Origin of the sequence: Achromobacter deleyi (genome assembly GCF_902859705.1) — a bacterium.
GTDB classification, from domain to species: domain Bacteria; phylum Pseudomonadota; class Gammaproteobacteria; order Burkholderiales; family Burkholderiaceae_B; genus Achromobacter; species Achromobacter deleyi.
Genome location: NZ_CADIJO010000005.1, coordinates 49,540 through 72,682 on the forward strand (window position 1 = coordinate 49,540; position 23,143 = coordinate 72,682).

The window sequence follows — 23,143 nt, forward strand, 5'->3', positions numbered from 1 at the left end:
GTGGCCTGGATTCCCCTGACGCATCTGCTGCTGCGCGCCGACAACGCGCCAGTCGCCGACGACCCGCCCCTGCCGCGCGCCGCATTCGCCGCGCAATGCCTGACGGTGGCCGGTGCGCTGCAGGCCCGCGCCATCGGCCGCGCCGCGCTCTGGTTCGATGACGCCGCCGAGCTGGCCACCGCCCTGTATGCCTGCTGGCGCGCCGGCATCACCGCCGTGCTGCCCGGCGATGCAAGGCCCGCCACCTGCGCCCTGCTCGACGCCAGTGTCGATGCCTGGCTGACCGACACCGATCTGCCGCCCACCACCCGCCCGGCCTGGCGCCTGCACACGCTGCAAGACGCGCCGGCCCTGCCGCCCGCCGCGCTGGACCCGGCGCAGGCCTTGGTGCTGTGCACGTCCGGCTCCAGCGGCACGCCCAAGCACATCCTGAAAAGCTGGGGCCAGCTGGCGCGCGAAGTCGACGCCCTGCAGCGCCAATGGCCCGAAGCCATCGGCCCGGTGCTGGGCAGCGTGTCGGCGCAGCACATGTATGGCCTGCCATTTCGCGTGCTGTGGCCCCTGTGCGCCGGCCGACTGATCGACCGCCGCCAGCGCCACTACCCCGAAGACCTGCAACAGGCCAGCCTGAGCCACGCCGCGTTCACCTGGATCGCCAGCCCCGCGCTGCTGCGCCGGCTGGGTGACCGGCTGGACTGGGCCCAGTTGCGCGGCCGCCTGGGCCGCATCTATTCGTCGGGCGGCGCGTTGCCCGCCGACGTCTCCGACGCCATCGAGCAGCAGCTGGGCCTGCGTCCCACCGAAATCTACGGCAGCTCGGAAACCGGCGCCGTGGCCTGGCGCAGCGGCGCCGCCCCGTGGCAGCCTCTTCCCGGCGTGGCGATCAGCCTGGATGCCCAAGGCGCGCTGCGCGTGGCGTCGCCCTGGGTCGAGGCCGCCGACGAGCAGACCGCCGACGGCGCGGACCTCACCGCGGGCGGCTTCCATCTGCTGGGGCGACTGGACCGTATCGTCAAGATCGAAGAAAAACGCATCGCGCTGCCCATGATCGAACAGTCGCTGGCGCGCCACCCCTTCGTGGCCGAGGCCCGCGTCGGCCGGCCCACGGACGCGTTGCGCCTGACGGCCCTGGTGGCGCTGTCCGCAGCCGGCCTGCACGCGCTGCGCAACCAGGGCCGCCGCGCCGTGGTCGACGCGCTGCGCCTGCACCTGGCGGCAAACGTCGATTCGCTGGCCATTCCCCGCAGTTGGCGGCTGCTGCGCCAACTGCCCTGGAATGCCCAGGGCAAGATGCCGCAGGCGGATTTCGATGTCGCGGCGGGCGAGCGCCCGCTGCATCCCATGGCCGACAGCCAGCCCGCCGACAGCGCCGACGAACGCCGCTACCGCGTCGAGATTCCCTGCGACCTGGCCTACTTCAGCGGCCACTTCCCGACCGCGCCCGTGGTGCCCGGCGTGGCGCAGATCACCTGGGCCCTGTCGCTGACGCAGCGCGATCTGCAACCCGGGCTGCGTTTCGCCGGCATGGAAGCCCTGAAATTCCAGCGCTTGCTGCGCCCCGGCGACGTCGCCGAACTGGCCCTGCGCTGGGATGCCGGCAAGCAGAAGCTGTATTTCGCCTACACGCTGGACGGCGCCCCCTGCTCGTCAGGCCGCGTGCTGCACGGAAGCTGCCATGACGCCGCATAAGCTCTGCGCGGTCATCCCCGTGTACAACCATGGCGCCACCGTGGCCGCCGTGCACGCGCAACTGGCGGCGCTGGGCCTGCCTTGCGTGCTGGTGGACGACGGCTCGGCGCCCGATTGCGCCGCGGAGCTGGACGCCCTGGCAACCCGGCCGGACACGCACCTGGTGCGCCGTCCAGAGAACGGCGGCAAGGGCGCCGCCGTGCAAGACGGCCTGCGCGCGGCGCGCCGCCTGGGCTACAGCCACGCACTGCAGGTCGACGCCGACGGCCAGCATGCCCTGACGGACACCGCCGCCTTCGTGCAGGCCTCGCGCAACCAGCCGCAAGCCGTCATCTGCGGCGCCCCGGTGTATGGCGACGATGTGCCGCGCAGCCGCCTGTACGGCCGCTGGCTGACCCGCGTGTGGGTCTGGATCAATACCCTGTCGCTCGATATTCCCGACGCCATGTGCGGTTTCCGCGTCTATCCGCTGGATGCCGTGCTGCCGGTCATCGACCGCGCGCAGGTCGGCCGGCGCATGGACTTCGACATCGCCATTCTGGTGCGGCTGCATTGGCGCGGCGTGCCCATGGCCTGGCTGCCCACGCGCGTGGTCTACCCCGAAGGCGGGGTGTCGCATTTCAAGGCGCTGCGCGACAACGTCCTGATCAGCCGCATGCACGCCCGCCTGTTCTTCGGCATGCTGGCGCGCTCGCCCGCGCTGCTGCTGCGCCGGTTGACCAAAGGCGTACGCGCATGACCGCCGCCGATCCCCACTGGGCCGACCAGTCCGAACGCGGCAGCCCCCTGCTGATGCGCCTGACAGCCTGGGCCGCGCGCAACATCGGCCGCCGAGCCGTGGCGCCCGTGGTGTGGCTCGTGGTGCTGTATTTCTATGCGTTCGGCCCGCGCGCGCGCCGCGCCATCACCGCCTACCAGCGCCGGCTGACCGCGGCCGGCGGCCTGGCCGCGCCGCTGCCCCGGTCCTTGCCCGTCTACCGCCAGTACCTGGCATTTGCCCAGGCGCTGCTGGACAAGCTGGACGTCTGGCAGGGCAAGATCACGCTGGCCGACCTGGACATCATCGACCCCGACGCCCTGCATGCGCAGATGGGCGTGGGGCGCGGCCAGATCCTGGTGGGTTCGCACCTGGGCAATCTTGAGGTGTGCCGCGCACTGGCCGAAAAATCCGGCCTGCTCAAACTGAACGTGCTGGTGCACACCAAGCACGCCGTGCATTTCGGCCGGCTGCTCGACGAAGCCGGCGGCGGCCTGCGCATGATCCAGGTCAGCGAACTGGATGCGGGCGTCATGCTCGACCTGGCCCAGCGTCTGGATCGCGGCGAATGGCTGGCCATTGCCGGCGACCGCGTGCCCTTGGCCGGCGACCGCACGACCCAGGTCGACCTGCTGGGCAGCGCCGCGCGGCTGCCGCAGGGCCCCTGGCTGCTGGCCGGCCTGCTGCGCTGCCCGGTCAACCTGTTGTTCTGCACCCGGCACGGCGCGCGCTACCGCGTGGCCATGGAACGCTTGAGCGACGGCATCGAATGGACGCGCACCACGCGCCAGCCGCAGATCGCGTACTGGACGCAGCGTTACGCCGACCGCCTGGGCGCACACTGCCGCCAGGCGCCGCTGCAATGGTTCAACTTCTACCCTTTCTGGAAAGACGATGCGTAAACGCGGCGCCCTGGGCGCGCAAGTCGAGATCCGGGTGCCTTTCTACGACGTCGATTCGATCAACGTCGTCTGGCACGGCCATTACGTCAAATACCTGGAAGAAGCCCGCTGCGAACTGCTCGACAGCCTGGGCTACGGCTATGACGCCATGCGCGCCAGCGGCTACGTGTGGCCGGTCATCGACCTGCAGCTGCGCTACGCCCACGCCGCGCAGTTCGGCCAGCGCCTGGTGGTGCGCGCCGAGCTGGTCGAATGGGAAAACCGCTTGAAGATCAACTACCTCATCTGCGAGGCCACGACCGGCCAGCGCCTGACCCGGGCCAGCTCCGTGCAGGTGGCCGTCTGCATGCAGACCCGCGAGATGCAGCTGGCCTCGCCTGCCGCCCTGGTGGATGCGGTGCGGCGCAAACTTGAAAGCGATGCCTCGGAGCACGCCGCATGAACCGCTACCCGAACGCGCTGCCGCATCACGGGCTGAACCGCCAGCCGAACCGTTTGCCGACCGGGCTGCCGGATCGCTTGTGGCCGCGGGGGTTGCCGAATCGGCTACCCAAACTGGCCGACCGCATCGTGCAGCGCCTGCTGCTGTGCGTCGCGCTGGCCATGCTGCCCTGGGCCGCCCACGCCTTCACGCTGGATGACCTGCAGCAGCAACTGCGCGCCACCCCCATCGTGCGCGGCCACTTCGTGCAGCAGAAATTCCTGCGCTCGCTGCCCCAGCCGCTGACCAGCCGAGGGGACTTCACCCTGGCCAATGGCCGCGGGCTGCTTTGGCTGCTGCGCAGCCCCATCGCGCAGGACTTGCGCATCAGCGCCGACGGCATTGCGCGCCGCGGCCCCGACGGCGCCTGGCAGGCGTTGCCGCAGCATACCGGCGCCGGCCGCGAAAACCGCCTGTTCCTGTCAGTGCTGGCTGGCGACACCAGCGGCCTGCGCGAGAACTTCGACCTGACGCTCACCGGCGACGCCAACGCCTGGCAGCTGATGCTGCTGCCGCGCTCGGTGCTGCTGCGCCAGATCTTCGAAAATATCCAGATCAACGGCGGCAAGCTGGTCGACCGCATCGAACTGCGTGAAGTGCAAGGCGACCGCAGCGTGCTGCAGATGACCGACGCCGTGGCGGCCGACGCGCTGACGCCCGAGGAGCAACGTGCCTTCGGCCTTTGAACGCTGGCTGCCGCGGCTGTTCAAGCTGGGGCTGTTGCTGCTGCTGTGCCTGGGCGCATGGCAGTGCCGCAACGGCTGGCCCGTGTCCGCCAACCTGATGGAACTGGTGCCGCAGGCGCAGGCCGACGCCACCCGCCAACTGGCCGAGGCCCGCATCCAGGAACCGCTCAGCCGCCAACTGGTGGCGCTGGTGGCGGCCCCCGCGGGCGGCGACAGCGCAGCCCCGGCGCGACTGCTGGCGCAGCGCTGGCAGCAAAGCGGCCTGTTCGAATCCGCGTTGGTCGACGTCGACGTCGACCTGCCCGAGCTGCGCACGATCCTGCTGGCCAACCGCCTGGCCCTGCTGTCCGCCGCGCAGCGCCGCCAGTTGCTCGAAGACACTCCTGCCTTTGCCCAGCGCCGCGCGCGCGAACTGGTCGACCCCTTTGCGTCGTCCAGCGCCGTGCCGGTCAACCAGGACCTGCTCGGCCTGACCCGGCTGGGCGAACAGGCGCTGCGCCCGGGCGGCGCGGTGCAGTACGACGTGGCCACCGGCACGCTGCTGGCCGAGCATGACGGCCGCGCCTGGGTGCTGGTACGCGCCACCACGCGCGAAGACGCCTTCGACAGCAATGCCCCCGCGCGCATCGCCGCACAGATCGCGCAAGACCGCCAGGCGCTGGCCGCCACCGGCGCCGACCTGCTGGTGGCCGGCGGCGCGCTGTACGCTGCCGCCGGGCGCGCCCAGGCCGTGGCCGAAAGCAGCTGGATCGGCGGCATTGCGGTTGCCGGCATCGTGCTGGTGCTGCTGCTGGCGCTGCGCCGCTGGCAGGCGCTGCTGGCGCTGGCGCCCGTGGTCGTCGGCCTGATCGCCGGCACGGTGGCCTGCGTGGCCGTGTTCGGTTCGATCCACGTGCTGACCCTGGTGATCGGCGCCAGCCTGATCGGCGTGGCGGTCGATTTTCCGATGCACTGGCTGGGCAAGAGCTACGGCATGCCCGACTGGCGCGCCTGGCCCGCGCTGCACCGCGTGCTGCCGGGCCTGACCATCAGCCTGGCGGCCAGCCTGGTGGGCTACGTGGCCCTGGCGTTCACGCCCTTTCCCGCCCTGACCCAGACGGCGGTGTTTTCCGCCGCCGGCTTGCTGGGCGCCTATGCCTGCACCGTATGCCAACTACCCGCCTGGCTGCGCAACTTCCGCCCCCGTCCCTGGCCGCCGCTGCTGCGTGGGGCCCAGGCGGCGCTGGCCGCACGCGAACGCCTGGCCGGCCGCCGCGGCGTGCTGTGGGCAGGCGCCCTGCTGCTGGCCGCTGCCACCGCCGGCGGCATCGGCCGCCTGAACATCCAGGACGACCTGCGCCAATGGCTCGCCCTGCCCGCGCCGCTGTTGCAGCAGGCGCGCCAGATCGGCGAAATCACCGGTTTCATGCCCACCAGCCAGTTCTTCCTGGTGCGCGCCCAAGACCCGGACGAACTGCTGCGCCGGCAAGCGCAGATCGCGCGGCAACTGGATACGCTGGTCGCTGCCGGCGGCCTGCAGGCCTACAACGCCCTCAACCAGCGCGTGGCGCCCATGGCCGACCAGCAGGCCGCCGCGGCCGCGCTGAACCAGCTGGCCGACCAGCCCCAGGCCTGGCAGCCCCTGACCGACATCGGCGTGCCGTTCGACGTCATCCGGCAGGAACTTCAATCGCTGGCGGCCCTGCCGCCCGTCACGCTGGACGCCGCCATGCAGGGCCAGGTCGGTGAACGCTGGCGCCCGCTGTGGCTGGGCCAGCGGGATGGCGAAGCCGCCGGCATGGTCACGCTGCTGGGGCTGCGCGACCCGGCGGCCCTGGCCGCCATCGCCCAGTCCACGCCCGGCGTCACGCTGGTGGACCGCAGCGGCGAGCTGAACCGCATGTTCACCGCCACCCGCATCGAGGCCGCTGAACTCAAGCTGCTGTCGTACGCCGTAGCGGCGCTGCTGTTGTGCCTGACGCTGGGCCGCGCGGCCGCCTGGCGCATTCTCACCGTGCCGCTGGCCGCCACCGCGTGCAGCCTGGCCGCGCTGGGCTACCTGGGCCAGCCGCTCACACTGTTCAGCCTGTTCGGGCTGCTGCTGGTGTCGGCCATCGGCGTGGACTACGCCATCTTCATGTACGAGCGGGTCGCCGGTGCGGCGGCCAGCCTGGTGGGCATCGTCCTGGGCGCCCTGACCACCTTGCTGTCGTTCGGCCTGCTGGCCGTCAGCAGCACCCCCGCCATCGCCAACTTCGGCATGGCGGTGGCGCTGGGCGTGGGCTTTTCGCTGCTGTGGGCGCCATGGGTGCGGCCCGCGGCCAAGGCCTGACACCGTCATTCTTTCTATCGATTCTTCAAGGAAACATCCGGCATGGAACATCGGGAAGTGGTTGTCATCGGGGCAGGCCCCGCCGGGGCGGTGGCCGCCGCGCTGCTCAAGCGCCAGGGGCACGACGTCCTGGTGCTCGAACGCCAGCAGTTTCCGCGCTTTTCCATTGGCGAAAGCCTGCTGGCCCACTGCCTGGAATTCATCGAAGAAGCCGGCATGATGCCGGCCGTGCAGGCGGCCGGCTTCCAGGTCAAGAACGGCGCCGCCTTCGCCCGCGGCGAACGCTATACCTACTTTGATTTCCGCGACAAGTTCACTGCCGGCCCCGGCACCACCTTCCAGGTGCAGCGCGCCCAGTTCGACAAGGTGCTGGCCGACGACGCCGCGCGCCAGGGTGTAGACGTGCGCTACCAGCAGGAAGTGACCGCCGCCGATTTCTCGGGCGACGGCCCGCTCCTGGACGTGCGCGGCGCCGACGGCAGCCAATACCAGGTGCGCAGCCGGTTCGTGCTGGACGCCAGCGGCTACGGCCGCGTGCTGGCGCGCCTGCTCGATCTGGAACGGCCGTCGTCGATGCCGCCGCGCAAGGCCATCTTCACCCACATCGAAGACCGCATCGACGACCCCGGTTTTGACCGCGACAAGATTCTCATCAGCGTGCACCCCGAACAGAGCGGCATCTGGTATTGGCTGATTCCGTTCTCGAACGGCCGCTGCTCGTTCGGCGTGGTGGGCGGACAGGACCTGTTCGGCAGCCCCGACCAAGACCTGATGACCACCCTGCGCGCCATGGCCGACGCCGCCCCCAACCTGAAGCGGGTGCTGCGCAACGCCGTGTGGGACACGCCCGCCAACACCATCGGCGGCTATTCCGCCAGCGTCACCCGGCTGCACGGCGAGGGCTTTGCCCTGCTGGGCAACGCCGCCGAATTCCTGGACCCCGTGTTCTCGTCCGGCGTCACCATCGCGCTGCGCTCGTCCAAGCTGGCCGCCGACGCCCTGCACCGCCAGCTGGGCGGCGACACCGTCGACTGGCAGGCCGATTTCGCCGACCCGCTGATGGTCGGCGTCGAGACCTTCCGCGCCTACGTGCAAGGCTGGTACAGCGGCGAATTCCAGGATGTGGTCTTCTATGAAAACGCCCAACCCGAGATCCGCCGCATGATCAGTTCGATCCTGGCCGGCTACGCCTGGGACCAGACCAACCCGTTCGTGGCCAGCCCGCAGCGCCGCCTGCGCATGCTGAGCGAACTGTGCCGCGCGCCCGGCGCCGAACCGGTACCCGCCTGACCCGCCCATGACGCCTGCTTTCTTCCCGTTCCCGCCGCTGGCGCGCGCCATCCGCCACACGGCCGCAGCCGCGCTGGCCCTGGCGCTGCTGGCCGGGTGCGCCGGGGCGCCGCCGGTGCCCGCCAGGCTGGCGCCGTTCGACCTGCCGCGCCAGCTGCACGTGGTGCAATCGCGCCCCGGCCAGCCCGTGCAGGACACGCTGCTGGTGGTGCAGCGCGAGGCCGGCGCCACGCGCTGGTCGCTGTTCGACCCCATGGGCGTGCCGCAGGCGCGCCAGATGCTCGAAGACGGCCGCTGGCGCAACGACGGCTTCCTGCGGCCCAACGCCCAGGCGCGCGACCTGTTCGCCGCCCTGGTGTTCGCCTGGACGCCCGAAGCCGACCTGGACGCCGCTTACGGCGCTGGCAGCTGGCGCGCCAGCCAGGCAGCCGACGGCGCAGCGCAGCGCGAGCTGCTGCAACGCGGCCAGGCGCGCTGGACCGTACGCTGGCCGCAAGGCGCGGCCGCGGGCGAACTCGATATCCGCGATGCCGACGGCAGCACCTGGCACGTCGCGCCGCTGAAGGAGCAGCCATGAACACCTGGTTGAGCACCCCGGGCGTGGTCTGCGCGCTGGGCGCCGGCATCGAGACCGTGGCGCGCGCTGCCCTGGCCGGCGACACCGGCGGCATGCGCCGCCAGGCCGGCTGGGTCGCCGGCCGCGAACTCACGCTGGGCGCCTGCGCCACGCCGCTGCCCGCCATCCCCGACACCTTTGCGCCGCACCACCACAGCCGCAACAACCAGTTGCTGCTGGCCGCGGCCCGCCAGATCGAAGCCCCGCTGCGCGCTGCGGTGGCCCGCCATGGCGCCCACCGGGTCGCCGTGGTGCTGGGCACCAGCACGTCGGGCGTCAACGACAACGCGCCCGCGTTCCGCCCCCTGGCGGCCGAGGGCGCCTGGCCTGCCAGCTACGACTACCGGCGCCAGGCGCTGTCCGCGCCCGCCTCGTTCCTGGCCGAATGGCTGGGCGCCACCGGCCCGGCCTACACGCTGTCCACCGCCTGCACCTCCAGCGCCCGCGCCTTGCTGTCCGCACGGCGCCTGCTCGCCCTGGGCCTGGCCGATGCCGTGGTCTGCGGCGGCGCCGACACGCTGTGCCGCCTGACCATCAATGGCTTCGCCACCCTGGAAGCGGTCGACGAAGCCCTGTGCCTGCCGTTCTCGGCCAACCGCCGCGGCATCAACATCGGCGAGGCCGGCGTGCTGTTCCTGATGCAGCGCGAGTCCACCGGCGATGACACGGTGGCCCTGCTGGGCGGCGGCGCCAGTTCCGACGCCTGGCACATGTCCGCGCCCGAACCCACCGGCGCCGGCGCGCTGCAGGCCATGCGCGCCGCCCTGCGGTCCGCCGACCTGGCGCCCGCCGACATCGGCTGGGTCAACCTGCACGGCACCGGCACCCAGCACAACGACGCCATGGAAAGCCTGGCGGTGCACGCGCTGTTTGCGCAAGGCGTGCCGTGCGCCTCGACCAAACCCCTGACCGGCCACGCGCTGGGCGCCGCCGGTGCGCTTGAAGCGGCGCTGGCCTGGATCACCCTGGCGCCAGCCAACGCCGACGGCCGGCTGCTGCCCCACGTGTGGGACGGCCAGCCGGACCCGGCCCTGCCCGCGCTGGACTTCTCCACCACGCAGCACCGCTATGCGCCGGGCCGGCCGCGCGTGGCCATGAGCAATTCGTTCGCCTTCGGCGGCAACAACGCCAGCCTGATCCTGGGGACGCCATCATGACCGCCTGGCCCATCGCCAGCCTGCTGCCGCACGCAGGCAACATGATCCTGATCGACGAGGTGCTAGCGCACGACGCCGACAGCCTGACCGCGCGTGCGGTCGTCAAGCCCGGCCCCTACTCGCTGCCCGACGGTTCGCTGCCGCCGTGGCTGGGCCTGGAACTCATGGCCCAGGCCGTGGGCGCCTGGGCCGGCTGCCAGGCCCGGCTGGCCGGCACCGCCGTCAAGCTCGGCTTTCTGCTCGGCACGCGCCGCTACGATTGCCACGCCGACAGCCTGCCGGCCGGCGCCGTGCTCACCATTCCCGTCAAGCGCGGGTTCATCGACGACAGCGGCATGAGCGTCTTCGAATGCGAACTGCGCGACGGCGACCGCCTGCTGGCGGCCGCCCGGCTGAACGTCTACCAGCCCAAGGACCCCACCGTTTTCATCCAGGAAGATTCGCCCCAATGAGCGCCGCTCCCATTCTCGTCACTGGCTCCAGCCGCGGCATCGGCCGCGCCATCGCGTTGGCCCTGGCCGACGCCGGCCACGACCTGGTGCTGCACTGCCGCCAGCAACGCGCCCAGGCCGAAGCCGTGCAGGCTGAAGTCGCCGCCCGCGGCCGCCAGGCGCGCGTGCTGCAGTTCGATGTGGCCGACCGCGCCCAGTGCGCCGCCGTGCTGCAGGCCGATACCGACGCCCATGGCGCCTACTACGGCGTCGTGCTCAACGCCGGCCTGACCCGCGATGGCGCCTTTCCCGCCCTGACCGGCGACGACTGGGACCAGGTGCTGCGCACCAACCTGGACGGCTTCTACAACGTGCTCAGCCCGCTGGCGATGCCCATGATCCGCCGCCGCGCCCCCGGCCGGGTGGTCTGCATGGCATCGGTCTCGGGGCTGGTCGGCAACCGCGGCCAGGTCAACTACAGCGCGTCCAAGGCCGGCCTGATCGGCGCCGCCAAGGCCCTGGCCGTGGAACTGGCCAAGCGCCAGATCACCGTCAATTGCGTGGCCCCCGGCCTGATCGACACCGACATGATCGACGAGCACGTGCCCGTCGATGAAATCCTGAAAGCCATTCCCGCCCAGCGCATGGGCCGCCCCGAAGAAGTCGCGGCCACGGTCGCATTCCTGATGTCGCCCGGCGCTGCCTACATCACGCGCCAGGTCATCGCCGTCAACGGAGGTCTTTGCTGATGAAACGCGTCGTCATCACCGGCATGGCCGGCATCAGCGCGCTGGGGTCCGACTGGGCCACCATCCAGCAGGCGTTCCAGGCCGGCCGCAGCGCCATCCGGGTCATGCCCGACTGGTCGCGCTACACCGAACTGAACACCCGCCTGGGCGGCCCCATCGACGACTTCCAGGTGCCCGCCCACTGGACCCGCAAGCAACTGCGCAGCATGGGCCGTGTGTCGCAGTTGAGCGTGCGCGCCGCCGAACTGGCGCTGGCCGACGCCGGCCTCCTGGGCGACCCGACCATCGCCGATGGCCGCATGGGCGTGGCCTGCGGCTCGTCGGTCGGCAGCACCGCCGAAATCCGCGCCTTCGGCAACATGCTGCTGAACGGCGTCACCGACGACCTGAACGCCAATTCCTACGTGCGCATGATGCCGCACACCACCGCGGCCAACGTCGGCATCTTCTTTGAACTGAAGGGCCGCATCATCCCGACGTCCAGCGCCTGCACCTCGGGCAGCCAAGGCATCGGCTACGCCTTCGAAGCCATCCGCTACGGCCGCCAGGACCTGATGCTGGCCGGCGGCGCCGAAGAACTGTGCCCCAGCGAAGCGCTGGTGTTCGACGCCCTGTACGCCACCAGCCAGAAGAACGACACGCCCGAACTGACCCCTCGCCCCTACGACCGGGACCGCGACGGCCTGGTCATCGGCGAAGGCGGCGGCATGCTGGTGCTGGAATCGCTGGAACACGCCCAGGCCCGCGGCGCCACGATCTACGCGGAAATCGTCGGCTTCGGCAGCAATTCCGACGGCACCCACATCACCCGGCCCGAAGCCCGCACGATGCGCATCGCCATGGAAATGGCGCTGGCCGACGCCGGCCTGGCCCCCGACGCCATCGGCTACGTCAACGGCCATGGCACCGCCACCGAGCAGGGCGACATCGCCGAAACCCAGGCCACCCACAGCCTGTTCGGCGCGCGCATGCCGATCAGCTCGCAGAAAAGCTACCTGGGCCACACCCTGGGCGCCTGCGGCGTGCTGGAGTCCTGGTTCAGCATCGAAATGATGCGCGGCGACTGGTACGCGCCCACGCTCAACCTGCAGAACGTCGACCCGCGCTGCGGCGACCTGGACTATCTGCGTGAAGGCCGCCGCATGAGCCACGAATACGTCATGAACAACAACTTCGCCTTCGGCGGCATCAATACGTCGCTGATTTTCCGCCGCTGGCCTTGAAGCCCTTCCCTCAACCTGTCACCTGGAACGCAACCCATGAACGTCTCCCATAAGCTGTTTGGCGCCCTGGCCCTGTCGCTGGCCTGCTCGGCCCCCGTGCTCGCCCGGGACACCTCGGTCTACCAGCCCCTGCAAGCGGCCGTCGACGCCGCGCTGGCCGGCGGCAAGATCGACGGCAGCGTCAAGTTCTACATGGCCGGCACCGGCCCCAAAGGCAAGGTCGTGGAAGCTGGCGTGGTCACCAACCGCAAGACCAACGCCGTCGGCAAGTCCGACGACGAAGCGTGCCTGTGGGTCGCCCAGTCGGCCGTGATCGCCCTGCACGAAGCCGCCAAGAAGGCCGGCGCCAATGCGGTCACCAATATCGTCAGCTACTACCGCAAAAACGAATACAGCAACAAGATCAACTACGAGTGCCATGCCGGCGCCACCGTGGCGGGCGTCGCCCTGCGCGGCGACCTGACCAACGTGAAGTGATCCTTGCCCGGGGCCCGGGCCGACGCCCTGCCCCCGGCTGCCCTGCGGGGCGCACCGACGCGGATGACCGCCACCCGTCCTTGACCCGGGCCGGTTAAACTTCCGCTTTGCCGCAACACCACACAAAGGTTCCCCCATGAGCTCCGCTACGCTCAAGACCCGCCTGTCCGACGCCGTCAAGGACGCCATGCGCGCCAAGGCGAGCGAACGCCTTGCCACCCTGCGCTTCCTGCTGGCCGCGGTGAAGCAGAAAGAAGTGGACGAGCGCCGCGACCTGACCGACGCCGAAATCACCGCCATCATCGAAAAGCAGGTCAAGCAACGCCGCGAGTCCATCGCCGCGTTCGAGCAGGCCGGCCGCACCGAAACCGCAGAACAGGAAAAGGCCGAATTGGTCGTGCTGCAGGAATTCCTGCCGCAGGCCGCCACGCCTGAAGAAGTGGCCGCCGCCATCGACGCCGCCTTGGCCGAAGTGGCCGCGCAGGGCGTCACCGGCGCTCCGGCCATGGGCAAGGTCATGGCCCTGCTCAAGCAATCGCTGGCTGGCCGCGCCGACATGACCGCGCTGTCGCAGCAAGTCAAAGGGCGGCTCGCCTGAAGCCGCCCGCCAGCGCCATCGCGCTGGACGCCGTCGCCCCGCCCTTGCGCGGGGCGATGCGCGACTGTGTCGAGGCCATCAATATCGGCCGCCGGCATTTCGAATCCCGCTACGACACCACCCTTGTCGATCCGCTGAAGTCAGACCCGGACGCCCTGCGCCGTCTGTCTGACGCCATTGCGCCAGTCATCGAGGCCCTGGCCGCCGCGCCCGACAACGGCTACGGCTGGGGTTGCGGCGGCGGCTCTGCGCTGGCCTACCGCGAAGCGCGCAAGGTCACGTTGGGCCTGTGGCGCGGCAGCCATCATTCCAGCCGACCCGACGCCGACGGCGCGCTGGACTACTCCCGCTGCCTGTACCTGTTGTTCCAGGCCGCGCGCCTGTCGCCCGCCGGCATGGCGCAAGCCGTGGCCGGGCTGCAAGACGACATCGTCTTCAATCACCTCACCCTGCACATCATCGAAGACGCGCTGGCCCTGGCCGCGCAGGACGGCGCCGGCCAGGCCGCCCGCGCCGCGGCAGTCGAACCCTACGTCCAGCAGTTGCGCGCCACCCACATCTTTCGCGAGGAAGACAACCGCTACCAGGGCTACCGCATCCTGCTGCGCGACGCCGCCGATCACGGTGATGCCGCCGCCGCCCTGAAACTGCTGCCCCAGTGCAACACCCGCAGCGAACGCGACGAGATCGCCATCATCAAGAGCCGGTTGGTGACCAGCGTCAGTGCGCGCGACGGGCTGCAGGCGGCGTTGGACCTGTGCGACCACAAACGCATCGGCCCGGCCTGCCGCGAATACGCCTTGCGGCCGGTCGTGGACGCCGGCCAGTACCAGGCCGTGCAGGCCGCGCTGACCGCACACCCCGACCTGGCCAGCGCCGACAGCGGCGACGGCCTGGCCTTCCTGGTGCCTGCGTTCTGCCAGCAGCAGAAAAAAGCGGCCGACCCGCCGGATACCGCGCAATTCGATGCGCTGTTCGAACGCGTGAACGCCATGAACCCCAAGCTCAAGCACGGCGATGCGCGACTGCGCGACTGGCTGCTGCTGGAACTGGGGCTGGCCTCGCGGGACAAGGCCTACGTCGCGCGCTGCCGCAAGGCCATCAAGCACAATTCCATCAAGCGCGAGCTGGACCCGGCGTAGCCCGATTCAGCATGCGCTGATTCCGCATACCCGGACGCAAGCACGAACGCATACTCGGACGCACACACGGATTCAGCAGCGCTCCGCTTGAGCACGCCCCCGCTAGAACGCCCCGCCGAACAGGTCCGGCTGGCGCGACTGCTCGGCGGGGTCGGCGAAATTGCTCATGCCCACCCCGGCCAGCCGGTACAGCGTATCGGCCGGCAATTCCACCCGTTCGCACAGCAGCCGCGCCACCGCCGCCAGCTCGGCGGCCGACGACGGCGGATTGGGGCTGGTCTGGCTGCGCGTCAGGATGCGAAAGCGGTCGGTCTTGAGCTTGAGCACCACCGTGCGGCCCAGCGCGCCCTTCTTCAGCGCCTGGTCCCAGACCTTGTCCGCCATGCGGTCGATGGCATCGCCCAGCGCATCCAGCCGGATATCTTCCGAAAACGTGGTTTCGGCCGACACCTGCTGCAGCGGCTGGTCGGTCTGCACCTCGCGTTCGTCGATGCCCCGCGCCAGTTCAAAGAGGCGCCGCCCATAGCGGCCGAAATAGTGTTCGAGTTCTTCGGCGCCGTGCGTGGCCAGGTCGCCCACGGTATGGATGCCCAACTGTTCCAGCCGGGCCTGCGTCACCTTGCCCACGCCCGGCACCTTGCGCACCGGCAGCGGCTGCAGGAATTCCAGCACCTTGGTCGGGCGGATCACGAACTGGCCATCGGGCTTGTTCCAGTCGGACGCGATCTTGGCCAGGAACTTGTTGGGTGCAATGCCCGCCGACGCGGTCAGGCCGGTTTCGGTGCGGATCTGCTGGCGGATCACCTGCGCCACCTCGGTCGCTGACGGCAGGCCCAGCTTGTTGACGGTGACGTCCAGGTAGGCCTCGTCCAGCGACAAGGGTTCGATCAGGTCGGTATGACGGGCGAAGATCTGGCGGATCTGGCGCGAGACGTCGCGATACCGGTTGAAATCGGGCGGCACGTAGACCGCCTGCGGACAGAGCCGCTGCGCGCGGATGGCCGACATGGCCGAATGCACCCCAAAGCGGCGCGCCTCGTACGACGCGGCGCACACGACCGAGCGCGGTCCGGTCCAGGCCACCACCACCGGCTTGCCGCGCAGGTCGGGGTTGTCGCGCTGTTCCACCGACGCGTAGAACGCGTCCATGTCGATGTGTACGATCTTGCGGCTGGGCTCGCTCATGGGGCAAAACGGTTGCAGGCAAAACGGGCGCGGACCACGCAACGGGTTCGATCAACGAACACTATCGAATGCCCACTGGACGCTTGCCGGACACCTGGGGGGTGCCAGGCCATGCGCGCGCCGGAAAAGTGGATATTATGACCGGCAAATTCCTGTCTTATTCCTTTCCCGCACACCGCTTCCATGACTGCAACCGCAACCCCCGCCCCGGGTGAGTATTTCGGCCTGGCGATTCCCTTCATGAGTTTTCTGGGCCTGGTGCCCGAAAGCATCGCGCCGGCCTACGCCCGCACCACCCTGCCCTGGCGCCAAGACCTCACCAACAGCCGCGGCGACGTGCACGGCGGCACCCTGATGAGCGTGCTGGACTTCACTCTCAGCGCCGCCGCCCGCGGGTCGGCCGACGCCACCGAAGGCATGGCCACGATCGACATGAACACCACGTTCCTGTCCCCCGCCACCGGCGACCTGGTCATCGAAGCCCGCTGCCTGCGCCGCGGCGCATCCATCGCCTTCTGCGAAGGCGACATCCGCCGCGCCGACGGCGAACTCGTCGCCCGCGCCACCGCCACCTTCAAGATCATCCGCCGCCGACCTGGCGGCGATTGATTCTCTACTTCAGATCCCTGGAAGGCTTGGCTGGCGGACGCGGATCCAGCGGCATGTAGGACGAGCACGACGTCAGGTTGTAGTAGATCGCGTCCTGCATGGCGCGCATCGCGGCCGCGTCCCAGGTGCCCTTGCCCCACATCACGATGCGGGTGTCGGTGGTCTTGGGGCCCGCCGCCTTGAGGTCGACGCGGGTCATTTCGTTGTCGGTGTAGGGGGCCAGCACCCGCACCACGCCGGACTGCGCGCTTTCGTCCAGGTTGGCCACCACGCGGTAGGCGTTGTCGGTGCTGCGCAGGCAGGCATTGGCCTGGCGCACGACGGTCGCGTAGGCGTCCTTGTAGTTCACGGGCGCCTTGAATTCGCTGTGCGGCGACGCGCTGTCTTGCGAGATGCCGAGCGAGCAGCCCGCCAGGCCCAGGGCCAGCGCCGACACCGCGACCAGATTCCTAACCATGTGTTTCTCCAGATTGATAGCCGCGATTATCCCGCAAACGAGGCAATCCCGGGGACCGCTCCCGGCGGGACAATTCGGTCACCCGGCGGTTCGACACCCCGGGCGCGGCTATGGCATTATCGATGAGTCCGGCGGCAAGTGCAGCCGGCTGCATCCGTCGGAGGTCCGCCTTGCTCTCATTCATGAAACACACCCTTCTGGCTGCCGGCATCGTCGGCGCTTCGCTGGGCGCTCACGCCGCGCAGCCCCCCCGTGCCTACCCGCTGAAAGACTTCTTCCGCAACCCGGAACGCGGCTTTTTCCGCCTGGCCGACGACGGCAAGACCCTGGGCTTCATGCAGCCCACCAGCGTGGACGGCAAGCCGCCCCGCATGAACATCTACGTGCAGGCTCTGGAAGGCAGCAAGCCGGTGGGCGAACCCCGCAAGCTGACCAGCGAAACCGCCCGTGACATCAGCAATTTCTTCTGGAAAGGCCCCGATGTCGTGCTTTACCAGAAAGACTTCGGCGGCGACGAGAACTTCCACGTCCTGGCGGTGGACGCCAAGACCGGCAAGATCACCGACCTGACCCCGTATGACGGCGTGCGCGCCAGCATCGAAGACGATCTCGAAGACGATCCCGACCACATCCTGATCAGCCACAACCAGCGCGACCCGCAGGTGTTCGACGTCTACCGCGTCAACGTGCACACCGGCGCCGGCGTGCTGGTGGCCCAGAACCCCGGCAACATCGTCGGCTGGCAGACCGACCACGCCGGCAAGGTGCGCGCCGCCGTCACCAGCGACGGCCTGAACACCACCCTGCTCTACCGCGACAACGAAGCCTCGGAATTCCGTCCGCTGCTCACCACCGACTACCGCACCAGCGTCAGCCCGGCCTTCTTCACGTTCGACGACAAGAAGTTCTACGCCCTGTCCAACCGCGGCCGCGACAAGCTCGGCTTGGTGGTCATCGACCCTGCCACGCCCGACAAAGAAGACGAGATCTTCACCCCGGATACCGTCGACCTCGACGCCGCCGGCTTCTCGCGCAAGCGCCGCGTCCTGACCGTCGCGTCCTACCAGACCGACAAGCCGCAATTCAAGTTCTTCGACAAAGAAACCGAAACGCTGTTCAAGAACCTGTCAGCCAAGCTCGAGGGCTACCAGTTCGCCATCCAGGGCGCCAACCGCGACGAAGACAAATTCATCGTCGCCGCCTACAACGACCGCACGGCGGGTTCGCGCTACATCTACGATGCCCGCGCCGACACCCTCAGCAAGCTGGCCGACATCAACCCGGCCCTGCCCGAGGCCGACATGGCGCGGGTGCAGCCCATCAGCTACCAAAGCCGCGACGGCCTGACCATCCACGGCTACCTGACGCTGCCGGCCGGCCGCGACCCCAAGAACCTGGCGTGCATCGTCAATCCTCACGGCGGCCCGTGGGCCCGCGACGGCTGGGGCTACAACCCCGAAGTGCAGTTCCTGGCCAACCGCGGCTTCTGCGTGCTGCAGATGAACTTCCGCGGCTCCACCGGCTATGGCCGCAAGTTCTGGGAAGCCAGCTTCGGCCAGTGGGGCCTGAAGATGCAGGACGACATCACCGACGGCGTGCAGTGGCTGGTGCAGCAAGGCATTGCCGACCCCAAGCGCATCGGCATCTATGGCGCCAGCTACGGCGGCTACGCCACGCTGGCAGGCGTGACCTTCACGCCTGACCTGTACGCCGCCGCGGTCGATTACGTGGGCGTGTCCAACCTGTTCACGTTCATGAAGTCGATTCCGCCCTACTGGAAGCCGATGCTGGCCAAGATGCAGGACATGGTCGGCGACCCCGAACGCGACAAGGCGCGCCTGGCGGCCACCTCGCCCGCGCTGCACGCCGACAAGATCAAGACGCCGCTCTTCGTCGCCCAGGGCGCCAAGGACCCGCGCGTCAACAAAGACGAAAGCGACCAGATGGTCAAGGCGCTGAAGGCCCGCGGCGTCGAAGTGGAATACATGGTCAAGGACAACGAAGGCCACGGCTTCCACAACGACGAAAACAAGTTCGAGTTCTACGAGGCGATGGAAAAGTTCTTCACCCAGCACCTCAAACCGTAGGGTTCTGCACCGGCGTCGCCAACGCGGCGGCGCCGTCCTCCCGGGCCGCCTGGCGGCCCGGCAGGCGCCCGCTCCAGGCCATCTCGATGCGGTCGCGCCCCAGTTCCTTGGCCTTGTACAGCGCCAGGTCGGCGCGGGCCAGAATGCCATCGGCCGTATCGCCCGGCTGAAACGTCGCCACGCCGCCGCTGGTGGTCATGCGCACTTCCTGCCCTTGCAGGTACAGCGGCGAATCCCGCAACGCATCGCACACCCGCTGGGCCTGCACCAGCGCGTGGGCGGCATCGCAGCCGTACATCAGCAGCACGAATTCCTCGCCCCCCAGCCGGCCGAAGCGGTCGCTGGCGCGCACCGCCTTGGGCACCACCTGGGCGAAGTGCCGCAACGCGCTGTCGCCCGCCGCGTGGCCGTAGCGGTCGTTGATGGACTTGAAGTGGTCGATGTCCAGCACCAGCACGGCCAGCCGGCCGTCGCCGCGCTCGCAGCGCTGCAATTCATGTTCCAGCTCGTCCAGGATGCTGCGGCGCGAATAGGCGCGGGTCAGGCTGTCGAAGGTCAGCGCGGCCTGCATCTGCTCGGACAGCGTCGTCTGGATCAACAGCAGCAGCGCCAGGAACAGCGCCGGCACCGTCACCGAGCCACAGACGATGAAGAAAAGGCCCCACGGCGCCGGGTCGAGCAGCGACACCGCATGGACCCAGCCGCTGCCATAGACCACGGCGCGCAGCGCGCTCAACGCGGCCAGGCCGAACATCGCCAGCATCACGTACAGCATCACGCCCGGCGTCTGGATGCGTTGGCGCTGGCGGTACGCCACCCGCCCCGTGGCGCCCATCAGCACACAGGTGTAGCCGGAAAACAGCGTCATGCGCCCGACCAGGTTATCTGTGGCGTACAGCATCAGCGCCATCGCCAGGATGCCGACGGCAGCGGCCACGGCGGCGCGCCGTGCGTGCGGGCGCAGGCCGAAGAACTGCCGCACGCCCACGTACACCAGGCTCATCGCGGCCAGCCATGCGGCGTTGGACACCATCACGTAGAGGCCGGGCGGCAGCAGGTCGGACGAGGCGTAGGCCAGGAGCGACAGCACCGCCAGCGCGTTGGCTGCCGTGAAGGCCCGCACGCCCTCGATGCCGCGCGCGTGAAACGGCAGCAATAGCGGCAGCGCCAGCGCCGTCGCCAGGCCCCAGACCAGAAAAAATAGAGCAGTCGTCATGTGTTTGCCGGCTTCTCGCCCCCGTGGGCGGTCGCCGTCGCTTGGAACATCTGTTGCACCGGATTCACAGTCGGGGACACGTTACACACCCGTATCTTTGACGTTTTTTGTTACCAGCGTGGCAAAAGCCACCTGCCATCTCCGTCGCATGAAACGTTCCGTGCCGGGTCGGCCCGACTGTCGGCATACCGCCACGACGGTTGTGCGGTATGCGGCAAAGAATACGCCAAGGGTTCGCACCGCGGCCCGTCCTTTGCACTAATTGACAGTTGGATCGGCCGAAAACCCATAAAGTTCGGCCTGTCGACGGTGCCGCCAGAAGCGCCGCGATCACGCCCTGCGGGCGTGGCGCGTACTAGCCATGCACTCCCGGATTTCCGCGCGAGTGCGAAGGTCCCCGTAGCGGGCGCCGCGCAGTGAAAAACCTGAACGCTCATTCCCTTCGCCGCCGGCGCCATTGGCGCTTGTGCTGCGCATGATTCGGCAACGCGGCCTGCCCGCGTCCGGCTGGCGGAGCCACGAGCGCCCATATTGCAACTGCGGAAGTGCTACAGATGCTGAAAAAAGGAACGCCCCGACGGGGCGAGAACGCCCGCCACGCTCTGCCCGCCCAGCAGATCCTGCCCGGACGGCGCACGGCCCGCCCCGGCTGGCAGGCGCTGACGGCCTGTGCGGTACTGGCGCCGGCCCTGGCGTGGGCCGCGCCGACCAACGATTACGACGCGCTGATCGCACGCGCCCGGGCCGGTGACTACGAACCTGCGCTGGCCATGCTGCGCCAGCAAGGGCCGGGCGCAGGCCGCCAGGCGGTCTACGACCATATCGTCATCGCCAGTTGGGCCGGCAAGCCCGCCGAAACCGTGGCCGCCTACGAAACGCTGCCGGCCGCCGCCGCCCTGCCCGCCGACATCCAGCTGGCCGCGGCCCGCGCCTATCGCGACCTGCAACGTTGGCCCGAGGCCCTGGCCGCGTACCGCGCCGGCCTGCGCCGCCACCCCGGCCAGGCCGCCTTTGCCGCCGGTGAAATCATGACCCTGGCCGACGCCGGCCAGACCGCCGCGGCGCGCGAGGCCGGCCAGGCCTGGATCAAGCGCGAACCGCGCAACGCCGACGCCCGCCTGGCGCTGAGCTACGTCCACGTGCGCCTGCGCCAGCCGTACGAGGCCCTGCACCAGGCCGACCAGGCGCTGGCCATCGCCCCCGGCACGCCCTACGTGCTGCGCGAATACATCGACGCGCTCAGCCGCGCCCGCATGGCCGAACAGGCCTTGGCGCTGGCCCGCCAGCATCCCGACCTGTACAACGCCGCCCAGCTGCGGCGCTTCGAGGCCGACGCCGTCGCCCAGCAGGTGCGGCTGGCGTCCATGCCCACCCGCAGCGAAGCCGAACGCTTCGTCATCGCCGACCGCGCGCTGGCCCGTTACGCCGACCTGATTCCCGCCTGGCAGGCACTGGGCGAGCCGGCGCAGGCCGACGTGCTGCGCGCCCGCATCGACCGCCTGCATGCGCTGCACGCGCGGGTCCGCATGGCCGACCTGGTGGCCGAATACGAGGCGTTGCGCGCGCAGGGCGTGGCCGTGCCGCGCTATGCGCTGAACGACGTCGCGTCGGCCTACCTGTATCTGCGCCAGCCCGAAAAGGCGCGCGACCTGTACCGCGAGGTTGCCGCCGACGACGCCTGGCGCCAGGACGATCCCGAAGACCGCCTCAGCACCGAGACTGGCCTGTACTACGCGTTGGCCGAAGCCGAACAGTTCGACCAGACCGCCCCGGTCACCGACGCGGTCGGTTCGGGCTATGCACCGTGGCTGTATTACAGGGGCCAGGCCACCCGCAACCCCAACGACCTGAAGCTGGCCAGCGCCCAGACCGTGGCGTCCGCGCGGCTGCTGGCCGACGACACGGTGGCCGCCCAGCAGCAACAGGAAGACATGGTCGCCAACGCGCCCAACAATTCCACGCTGCGCGCCGACCTGGCGTCCACCTACCGCAAGCGCGACTGGCCCCGGGCGTCCGAACGTGAACTGAAGCTGGCCGAGACGCTGGCGCCGCGCGCGCTGTCGGTCGAGAACGGCCAGGGCTTCACCGCCATGGATTTGCAGGAATGGCGCCAGGCCGAAGCCCTGTCCGCCGATACGCTGGCGCGCGCGCCCGACGACCTGACCAGCCGCCGCCTGGCCCGCGAATGGGAAGTGCACAACAAGGCCGAACTGCGCATCGAAGGCTACCGCGGGCTGGCGTCCGACAGCCCGGTGAACGGCAATGGCGACTTCGGCATCGACGCGGTGCTGTACTCGCCGCCCATCGACTACAACTGGCGCGCCTTTGGCGGCGGCGGTTACGCCACCGGCAATTTCGAGGAAGGCCGCGGCTACTACCGCTGGCTGCGCACCGGCGTCGAGTGGCGCGGCCGCGACCTGACCGTGGAAGGCGAAGTCTCGACCCACAGCTACGGCCATGGCGTCAAACCCGGCGTGCGCCTGTCGGCTGCGTATGACCTGGACGACCACTGGCAAGTAGGCGGTGGCGGCGAAATCATGTCGCGCGAGACGCCGCTGCGCGCCTTGACCAACGACATCTCGTCCAACCGGCTGAACGGCTTTGTGCGCTGGCGCGCCAACGAGCGGCGCGAATGGACGCTGTCGCTGGCGCCGTCGCGTTTTTCCGATGGCAACCAGCGCTGGGAACTGGGCCTGGCCGGCCGCGAACGCGTCTACACCGCGCCGCACCTGAAGGCCGACCTGACGCTGGACCTGTCGACCCAGCGCAACAGCCGCGACGACGCGCCCTACTTCAATCCCCGCTCGGACCTGATGCTGCTGCCCGGCGCACGCGTCACCCACACGCTGTACCGGCGCTACGAAACCGCCTGGGAACAGATCGGCACGCTCGGCGCCGGCACCTACACCCAGCAGGGCTACGGCACCGGCGGCGTCATCGCCCTGGGCTACGGCCAGCGCTACCGCGCCAACGACGTGCTGGACATGGGCGCCATGGTCACCGGCATCAGCCGCCCCTACGACGGCCAGCGCGAGCGCGAACTGCGCATCACGTTCGACCTTGCCTATCGCTTCTGAGAC

The 23,143-nt window shown here is 69.6% G+C and carries 21 protein-coding genes; 18 read left to right on the top strand and 3 right to left on the bottom strand.

Annotation, left to right across the window (positions count from 1 at the left end; translation table 11 throughout):
• The 15 genes from HV798_RS09205 to HV798_RS09275 all read left to right on the top strand — a co-directional run bounded on the left by HV798_RS09205 (position 1) and on the right by HV798_RS09275 (position 14,509).
• Positions 1–1,689 (top strand): ApeI family dehydratase, encoded by a 1,689-nt coding sequence (locus HV798_RS09205; RefSeq protein WP_175192518.1) that lies wholly within the window; start codon positions 1–3, stop codon positions 1,687–1,689.
• Complete coding sequence (locus HV798_RS09210; RefSeq protein ID WP_175192519.1) at positions 1,676–2,428, top strand: glycosyltransferase family 2 protein; 753 nt, start codon at positions 1,676–1,678, stop codon at positions 2,426–2,428. The genes HV798_RS09205 and HV798_RS09210 overlap by 14 nt, the downstream gene beginning before the upstream one ends.
• On the top strand, positions 2,425–3,348 hold the full coding sequence (locus HV798_RS09215; protein WP_175192520.1) for a lysophospholipid acyltransferase family protein: 924 nt from the start codon (positions 2,425–2,427) through the stop codon (positions 3,346–3,348). Before HV798_RS09210 ends, HV798_RS09215 begins: the two co-directional genes overlap by 4 nt.
• Complete coding sequence (locus HV798_RS09220) at positions 3,341–3,790, top strand: acyl-CoA thioesterase (protein ID WP_175192521.1); 450 nt, start codon at positions 3,341–3,343, stop codon at positions 3,788–3,790. Before HV798_RS09215 ends, HV798_RS09220 begins: the two co-directional genes overlap by 8 nt.
• Entirely contained in the window at positions 3,787–4,515 is a 729-nt protein-coding gene (locus HV798_RS09225) for an outer membrane lipoprotein carrier protein LolA (protein ID WP_246288657.1), read from the top strand. The genes HV798_RS09220 and HV798_RS09225 overlap by 4 nt, the downstream gene beginning before the upstream one ends.
• Positions 4,499–6,826, top strand: coding sequence for an MMPL family transporter (locus HV798_RS09230; RefSeq protein ID WP_175192522.1), 2,328 nt, complete (start codon positions 4,499–4,501; stop codon positions 6,824–6,826). The genes HV798_RS09225 and HV798_RS09230 overlap by 17 nt, the downstream gene beginning before the upstream one ends.
• A 42-nt stretch (positions 6,827–6,868) precedes the next feature.
• A complete protein-coding gene (locus HV798_RS09235) occupies positions 6,869–8,116 on the top strand; it encodes an NAD(P)/FAD-dependent oxidoreductase (protein ID WP_175192523.1) in 1,248 nt (415 codons plus the stop codon).
• 7 nt (positions 8,117–8,123) lie between these two features.
• Complete coding sequence (locus HV798_RS09240; RefSeq protein WP_175192524.1) at positions 8,124–8,693, top strand: DUF3261 domain-containing protein; 570 nt, start codon at positions 8,124–8,126, stop codon at positions 8,691–8,693.
• Positions 8,690–9,889, top strand: coding sequence for a beta-ketoacyl-ACP synthase (locus tag HV798_RS09245; protein ID WP_175192525.1), 1,200 nt, complete (start codon positions 8,690–8,692; stop codon positions 9,887–9,889). Before HV798_RS09240 ends, HV798_RS09245 begins: the two co-directional genes overlap by 4 nt.
• Positions 9,886–10,341, top strand: coding sequence for a hotdog family protein (locus HV798_RS09250; RefSeq protein ID WP_175192526.1), 456 nt, complete (start codon positions 9,886–9,888; stop codon positions 10,339–10,341). Before HV798_RS09245 ends, HV798_RS09250 begins: the two co-directional genes overlap by 4 nt.
• Positions 10,338–11,069 carry a 3-oxoacyl-ACP reductase FabG gene (gene fabG / locus HV798_RS09255; protein ID WP_025135417.1) on the top strand — a complete coding sequence of 244 codons (732 nt, stop codon included), beginning with the start codon at positions 10,338–10,340 and terminating at the stop codon, positions 11,067–11,069. The genes HV798_RS09250 and fabG overlap by 4 nt, the downstream gene beginning before the upstream one ends.
• On the top strand, positions 11,069–12,292 hold the full coding sequence (locus HV798_RS09260) for a beta-ketoacyl-ACP synthase (RefSeq protein WP_175192527.1): 1,224 nt from the start codon (positions 11,069–11,071) through the stop codon (positions 12,290–12,292). Before fabG ends, HV798_RS09260 begins: the two co-directional genes overlap by 1 nt.
• Positions 12,293–12,328: 36 nt before the next feature.
• Positions 12,329–12,769 carry a hypothetical protein gene (locus HV798_RS09265; RefSeq protein WP_025135415.1) on the top strand — a complete coding sequence of 147 codons (441 nt, stop codon included), beginning with the start codon at positions 12,329–12,331 and terminating at the stop codon, positions 12,767–12,769.
• 136 nt (positions 12,770–12,905) lie between these two features.
• Complete coding sequence (locus HV798_RS09270) at positions 12,906–13,367, top strand: GatB/YqeY domain-containing protein (RefSeq protein WP_175192528.1); 462 nt, start codon at positions 12,906–12,908, stop codon at positions 13,365–13,367.
• A 56-nt stretch (positions 13,368–13,423) separates the two neighbouring features.
• Complete coding sequence (locus tag HV798_RS09275; protein ID WP_175192529.1) at positions 13,424–14,509, top strand: hypothetical protein; 1,086 nt, start codon at positions 13,424–13,426, stop codon at positions 14,507–14,509.
• A 102-nt stretch (positions 14,510–14,611) separates the two neighbouring features.
• On the opposite strand, the gene dinB is transcribed toward HV798_RS09275, so the two are convergent.
• Positions 14,612–15,694 (bottom strand): DNA polymerase IV, encoded by a 1,083-nt coding sequence (dinB, locus tag HV798_RS09280; RefSeq protein ID WP_025135413.1) that lies wholly within the window; start codon positions 15,692–15,694, stop codon positions 14,612–14,614.
• Positions 15,695–15,877: 183 nt separating this feature from the next.
• Between dinB and HV798_RS09285 the strand changes: the two genes are divergently transcribed.
• Positions 15,878–16,303 (top strand): PaaI family thioesterase, encoded by a 426-nt coding sequence (locus HV798_RS09285; RefSeq protein ID WP_025135412.1) that lies wholly within the window; start codon positions 15,878–15,880, stop codon positions 16,301–16,303.
• 4 nt (positions 16,304–16,307) lie between these two features.
• Here the strand turns inward: HV798_RS09285 and HV798_RS09290 are convergent, their stop codons facing one another.
• Entirely contained in the window at positions 16,308–16,760 is a 453-nt protein-coding gene (locus tag HV798_RS09290; RefSeq protein ID WP_175192530.1) for a BPTD_2524 family lipoprotein, read from the bottom strand.
• Positions 16,761–16,942: 182 nt separating this feature from the next.
• Here HV798_RS09290 and HV798_RS09295 point away from each other — a divergent pair, with 182 nt between their 5' ends.
• Positions 16,943–18,847 (top strand): alpha/beta hydrolase family protein, encoded by a 1,905-nt coding sequence (locus tag HV798_RS09295; protein ID WP_425486134.1) that lies wholly within the window; start codon positions 16,943–16,945, stop codon positions 18,845–18,847.
• Here the strand turns inward: HV798_RS09295 and HV798_RS09300 are convergent.
• On the bottom strand, positions 18,837–20,063 hold the full coding sequence (locus tag HV798_RS09300) for a GGDEF domain-containing protein (RefSeq protein ID WP_175192532.1): 1,227 nt from the start codon (positions 20,061–20,063) through the stop codon (positions 18,837–18,839). The two genes, HV798_RS09295 and HV798_RS09300, sit on opposite strands and share 11 nt — an antisense overlap.
• A 554-nt stretch (positions 20,064–20,617) precedes the next feature.
• Between HV798_RS09300 and pgaA the strand changes: the two genes are divergently transcribed.
• Positions 20,618–23,140 carry a poly-beta-1,6 N-acetyl-D-glucosamine export porin PgaA gene (gene pgaA / locus HV798_RS09305; protein ID WP_175192533.1) on the top strand — a complete coding sequence of 841 codons (2,523 nt, stop codon included), beginning with the start codon at positions 20,618–20,620 and terminating at the stop codon, positions 23,138–23,140.
• Positions 23,141–23,143 lie beyond the last annotated feature (3 nt).